The sequence below is a fragment of the Variovorax sp. E3 genome (genome assembly GCF_016082275.1).
In the GTDB taxonomy this organism is placed as follows: domain Bacteria; phylum Pseudomonadota; class Gammaproteobacteria; order Burkholderiales; family Burkholderiaceae_C; genus Variovorax.
Map to the genome: position 1 here is coordinate 1 of NZ_MOWM01000271.1, position 5,559 is coordinate 5,559.

A 5,559-nucleotide genomic window follows, 5' to 3' on the forward strand; every position below is an offset into this window, starting at 1 on the left:
GCGCGCAGAGGGCCGGCGCCGCGCGCTCGGCGTGCTGGGCCTGGCGGCCACCGGCGGCGTGCTCGGACTGTTCGTCTGGCGCTCGACGCCCTGGGAGCAGCGCACCGACTACGCCACCGCCGTCGGCGAACGCCGGCGCGTGACGCTGTCCGACGGCACCGAGCTGAACCTGAACACCGACTCCGAAGTGCGTGTCGTCTTCTCGCCGCGCCAGCGCCGCATCGTGCTGCTGCGCGGCGAGCTCTTCGTGCGCACCGGCGCCGACGGCGGCGCGCTGCTGGGCCACCGCGCCTTCTGGGTCGAGACGCCGCATGCGCGCTTCGAGGCGCTGGGCACGCGCTTCGGCGTGCGCCAGCAGGACGACGACACGACCCGGCTCACGCTGACCGAAGGCCGCGTGGCCATTCACGCCGGCGACGCCGCGCCGGTCGTCGCGCAGGCCGGCGACGGCTACCTCATTCGCGCCGGCACCGCGTCGCCGCAGCGCCTGCTGGACCGCGGCTTCGAGCCCGACGCCTGGACCGACGGCGCGCTGGTGGCCCGGCAGATGCGGCTGGACGCCTTCATCGCCGAGCTGGCCCGCTACAGCGACACGCCGCTGCTGTGCGACCCCGCCGTGGCGTCGCTGCGGGTGTCGGGCGTGTTCCAGCTCGCCGGCCCCGACCCGGTCGGCCGCGCGCTCGAGGCGCTGGTGCGCACGCTGCCGGTCAAGCTCGAACGCGGGACGGGAGACACAGTGACTGTTGCCAGACGTTGAGACGCTTTCTCCCGGACCGCCCTCACGGGTTCTGGCGGTCCGCGGCGACAAGACCCACGGCGCTCGTCGCGATGCTGCTCGGCATCGCGGCGGGATGGGTCGCGCCCGTGTCGCCCGTGCGCGCGCAGCAAGCGGGCGAAGCCGCGCCCGTTGATTTCTCGGTGCCGGCCGGTGCGCTCGAAGACGCGCTCAACGGCTTCGCGCGGCAGGCCGGCATCACGCTGTCCTTCGACCCGGCGCTGGTGCACGGCAAGCAGGCCCCGGCGCTTGCGGGCCGCCACACGGTGGCTTCGGGCCTGGCCGCGCTGCTCGCGGCCCACGGGCTGGAGGCCGTGCCCGGCGCCAGCGGCGCCTACGCGGTGCGCCCGGCCGCGCCAACCGCGCCCGCGCCAGCCGTGGGCACCGCCGCGCTGCCCGCGCTCACCGTCACGGCCGAGGCCGAGCGCGCCGACGGCCAGACCACCGGCTACGTCGCCCAGCGCAGCGCCACCGCCACGCGCAACGACGTGGCGCTGCTCGAGACGCCGCGCGCCGTGACCGTCGTCACGCGCGAGCAGATGGACGACCAGGCCGTGCACACCGTCGAGCAGTCGCTGCGCTACTCGGCCGGCGTGCTGACCGAGGTGGGCGGCTACGACCCGCGCTTCTCGTCGGTGCTGGTGCGCGGCTTCGCGCCCGCCGAGTACCTGGACGGCTTCAAGCTCCCCACCACCAGCCTCATCGCCGCGCGCTGGCCGGCCGAGCCGCAGGGGCTGGAGCGCGTCGAGCTGCTGAAGGGCCCCAGCGCCATCTACGACCCCTCGGCACCGGGCGGCGCGATCAACATGGTGTCCAAGCGGCCGTCGGCGGAGGCGGTGCGCGAAGTGAGCGTTTCGGTCGGCAACAACGACCGCTACCAGGGCAGCTTTGACATCGGCGGCGCCTGGAACGCCGACGGCAGCCTGCTGTGGCGCCTGAACGGCGTGGCGCGCAAGAGCGGCGGGCAGACCGACTTCTCGCGCGACGACCGCGGCTTCATCGCGCCGTCGCTCACCTGGCGGCCCTCGGCGCGCACGCGGATCACGCTGCTGGCCGAGGCCACGCGCGACCTCATGACGCCCAAGAGCATGTGGCCGGTCGGCGCGCTGCTCGTGCCCAACCCCAACGGCGCCATTGCGCGTGACCGCTTCACCGGCGAGCCCGGCTTCGACCGCTACAACCGCAGCGCGACCTCGCTGGCCTACCTGCTCGAACACCAGATCGACGAGCACTGGACGCTGCGCCAGAACGCGCGCTACGCCGCGCTCGACGTCGACTACCGGCAGCTCGTGGGCGACAGCTTCCAGGCCGACCAGCGCACGCTCAACCGCACGGCGACGTGGCTGCGCGAGCGCAACCGCAGCCTCACGCTCGACACGCAACTGGAAACGCGCTTTCGCACCGGCCCCGTGTCGCACACCCTGCTGATGGGGCTGGAGCTGCAGCGCCAGTCCAACCGGTCGCAGTTCGGCGTCGGGCCCGCGCCGTCGCTCGACGTGTTCGCGCCGGTGTACGGAGCCCCGGTGCCCGAGAGCCCCTTCGCCATCCAGGCCAGCAACAGCATCGCGCAGCGCGGCGTCCACCTGCAGGACCAGATGCGCGCGGGCCCGTGGTCGCTGAACCTGGCCGTGCGCCAGGACCGGGTGCGCACCACCACCGCGCCGCTGCCCAGCACGGCGCCCCGCCAGACGCCCGACACCAGGACCACCTACAACGCGGGCCTGGTGTACCTCGCGCCGAACGGCCTGGCGCCCTACATGAGCTACGCGACCTCGTTCACGCCGACGGTGGGCTTCCTGGGCAGCGGCGACCTGCCCAAGCCCGAGCTCGGCCGCCAGTTCGAAGTGGGCCTGAAATACCGGCCGCCGGGCATGGACGCGCTTTTCACCGTGTCGGTGTTCGACCTGAAGAAGAACAACGTCTCGGTGCCCAGCCAGAACCTGTTCGCCACGATCGCGCAGATCGGCGAAACCCGCACGCGCGGCCCGGAGTTCGAGGCCCGCGCCGCGCTCACGCGGCAGCTCAAGCTGGTGGCCAGCTACACCCTGCTGGACGCCACGCTCGGCCGCGGCCTGACCCTGCTCGACCTGACGGGCAACCAGCCGACCAACACCGCGCGCCAGACCGCGGCCCTGTGGCTGGACTACCGCTTCACCACGCCCGAGTTGCAGGGCTGGAGCATCGGCGGCGGCGTGCGCCGCGTGGGCAAGGTGCCCGCGAGCCCCGACGGCAGCACGTTCAATCCGCCCTACACGCTGGCCGACGCGGCCATCCGCTACGAGCACGGCCACTACGCCTTCGCGCTGAACGCCACCAACCTGTTCGACCGGCGCTATGTGGCGGGGTATGGGCAGTTCTTCGGCCAGGGGCGCACGCTGCAGGCCAAGGCCACCTACCGCTGGTAGCGGCGCGCGACGCGGAATTTCCTGCTCAGGCCTGCGCTTCGGTCAGCGCCTGCGCGGCCACCACCGCCTCGGTGCGGTTGCGCACGTTCAGCGCGCGAAAGATCGCGGCCAGGTGGATCTTCACGGTGCCTTCGCTGATGCCCAGGCTGCGCCCGATCAGCTTGTTCGGCTTGCCCTGCGACAGCAGCTGCAGCACTTCGACCTGGCGTTCGGTCAGCACGCTGCGCAGGTGCTCCAGCGTCTGGTTGCCCCCGCCGCCGCGCGACAGCGACTCGGCCTGCGGGGCCACGCCGGCCACGATGCCGGGCGGCAGCGCCGTCAGCATCATCGGCGGCACATACACGCCGCCGGCCAGCACCAGCCGCACGGCCGACAGCATGACCTCGGGCGAGTACGCCTTGGGAATGAAACCGAGCACGCCGCGCTCCAGCGCGCTGCGCATGATGGCCGGGTCTTCGTAGCCCGACAGCACGATCAGCGGCACGGCCGGATGGCGGCGGCGCACTTCGTCGATGTGGGCCTGGCCGTCGGCGCCGGGCATGTTCAGGTCGATCAGGGCCAGGTCGAGGTCGTCGGTGGCGCCCGCGAGGAGTTCGTCGACGCTCATCGCCAGCACGAACTCGATGTCGGGCTCCAGCTCCGACAACTTGGCTTTGACCGCCTCGATGACGAGCCGGTGGTCGTCGGCGATCAGGATTTTCATGGCTTTTCCCCGTGTCCCAGCGTGCATTGAACTACCGGGTGCAGAAGATACCGGCGATTGCCCCGGCCAGCAAGGCCAGTGTCCCCACCAACGGCATAGGCCCCAAGCGGTATGGCGCCCCCGTCGACCCCTTTGAAAGAATGAACGCCCACACGAAGGAACCGGGGACATGGGCATGTGCCATCGCTGCAGACGCCGGTGCAAGGCATCCTTCGCAATGCACGACTGAGCGGGCACCGTCATGGCACGCCTGCTCGACTGCTTCAGCGGATTCATCGCGTACGGCCTGGCGCTGGACGCGGCCGTGGCCGCCGGGCGCCCGCTGCCCGCGCTCGCCAGGGCGCAAGACAAGGCACTGCTGTTGCTCGACGCCGCGCGCGACGCCGCCGACGCCGCGGGCACGCCCGCCGCGCAGGTCGAATCGGCGGCCTTCGCGATGGTGGCGTGGATCGACGAAGTCTTCGCGCGCCACCCCGAAGCCGCCTCCGCTGCCGGCACCGCGCTGCAGGCCCGGCTCTTCAACTCCAGCAACGCCCACAGCGAGTTCTTCCACCACCTGTCGGCCCTGAGCGCGCAGGACGACGAAGTGCGCGAGGTCTACTGGCACGCCCTGGTGCTCGGCTTCAAGGGCCAGTACTACTTCGAGGACGGCGACCAGGGCGAGCTCGGCAAGCTGAAAGACCTGCACGGCCGCCAGCTGCAGCTGCGCCCCCACGTGTCCGGCAGCCTGGCACAGGACCGCATCACGCCGCAGCCCTACGGCGTGCCCGACCCGCGCGGCCCCAACGACACGCGCCGGCGCGACCGCACGCTGCTGCGCACCGGCGCCCTGCTGGCGCTGGCGCTGCCGCTGCTCTACCTGCTGTGGCTGGGCTCCACCGGGCCGCCGGCGCCCGCCGCCGCGCTGGGCCAGCGCGTGGAGCAGCACCTGCAGACCTTCGCCTGCGCCGACCTCTCGGCCACCGTGGACGCCGAAGGCCGAACGCAAGTCAGCGGCTTCGTCTCGCTGCCCGGCGACCTGCCGCGCGTCGAGCGCGAGGTCGGCGCCATGCCCGGCGTGAAGTCGCCGCGCTTCGACGTGGGCCTGCGCGTGTGGCCGCACTGCGAGGTCTTCGCCATCCTCAAGCCCTACCAGGCGCGCAACCGCGAGAGGGCCTACGGGCTGTCCGTCGATGCGCCCTCGGCCCTCGAAGGCAAGCTGCGCGAAGGCGATCCGGTGCGCGTGCAGGTGGTGGCGCCGCGCCACGACAGCTACATCTGGGTCGACTACTACACGGCCGACGGCTCGGTCATGCACCTGAACGCCGGGCAGGCGCCCACGCGGCTGAAGGCCGGCGAAACGCTGGAGATGGGCCGCGACATCCCTTCGAGCTGGCTCGTGAGCCCGCCCTTCGGCAGCGTGCTGATCACGGTGCTGTCGGCGCCGATGCCCTTCACCGAGACCGCCGACCGGCCGCCCTTCGAACTTGCATCGGCCTACCTGCTTCGGCTGCGCGAAACGCTCGCGGCCAGCAAGAACAGCGAACGGCTGATCGCCGATTTCGTGTTCCTCGAAACGGTGTCGCGATGACCGCGCTGCTCTCGCCCGCGCACCGCTTCTGGCTGCTGCTGGCGCTGTGCCTGTTCGGCTTCGCGCTGCTGTACGGCGTGGTGCGCGACGCGGGCCGCGGCGCGCG

At 72.2% G+C, this 5,559-nt stretch carries 4 protein-coding genes; 3 read left to right on the forward strand and 1 reads right to left on the reverse strand.

Annotation, left to right across the window (positions count from 1 at the left end; all coding sequences use genetic code 11):
• Together BMG07_RS39635 and BMG07_RS39640 are read left to right on the forward strand one after the other, a co-directional pair.
• Window positions 1-757: FecR family protein (locus tag BMG07_RS39635; RefSeq protein ID WP_198089058.1), on the forward strand; the 757-nt coding region annotated here is incomplete at its 5' end.
• A gap of 71 nt (window positions 758-828) precedes the next feature.
• Window positions 829-3,180, forward strand: a complete 2,352-nt coding sequence (locus BMG07_RS39640; protein ID WP_198089059.1) for a TonB-dependent siderophore receptor — start codon at window positions 829-831, stop codon at window positions 3,178-3,180.
• Between the two features lie 25 nt (window positions 3,181-3,205).
• Here BMG07_RS39640 and BMG07_RS39645 read toward each other — a convergent pair whose 3' ends face one another.
• On the reverse strand, window positions 3,206-3,883 hold the full coding sequence (locus tag BMG07_RS39645) for a response regulator transcription factor (protein WP_198089060.1): 678 nt from the start codon (window positions 3,881-3,883) through the stop codon (window positions 3,206-3,208).
• Window positions 3,884-4,124: 241 nt separating this feature from the next.
• Here BMG07_RS39645 and BMG07_RS39650 point away from each other — a divergent pair, with 241 nt between their 5' ends.
• Complete coding sequence (locus BMG07_RS39650; RefSeq protein WP_198089061.1) at window positions 4,125-5,453, forward strand: DotU family type IV/VI secretion system protein; 1,329 nt, start codon at window positions 4,125-4,127, stop codon at window positions 5,451-5,453.
• Window positions 5,454-5,559: the final 106 nt, after the last annotated feature.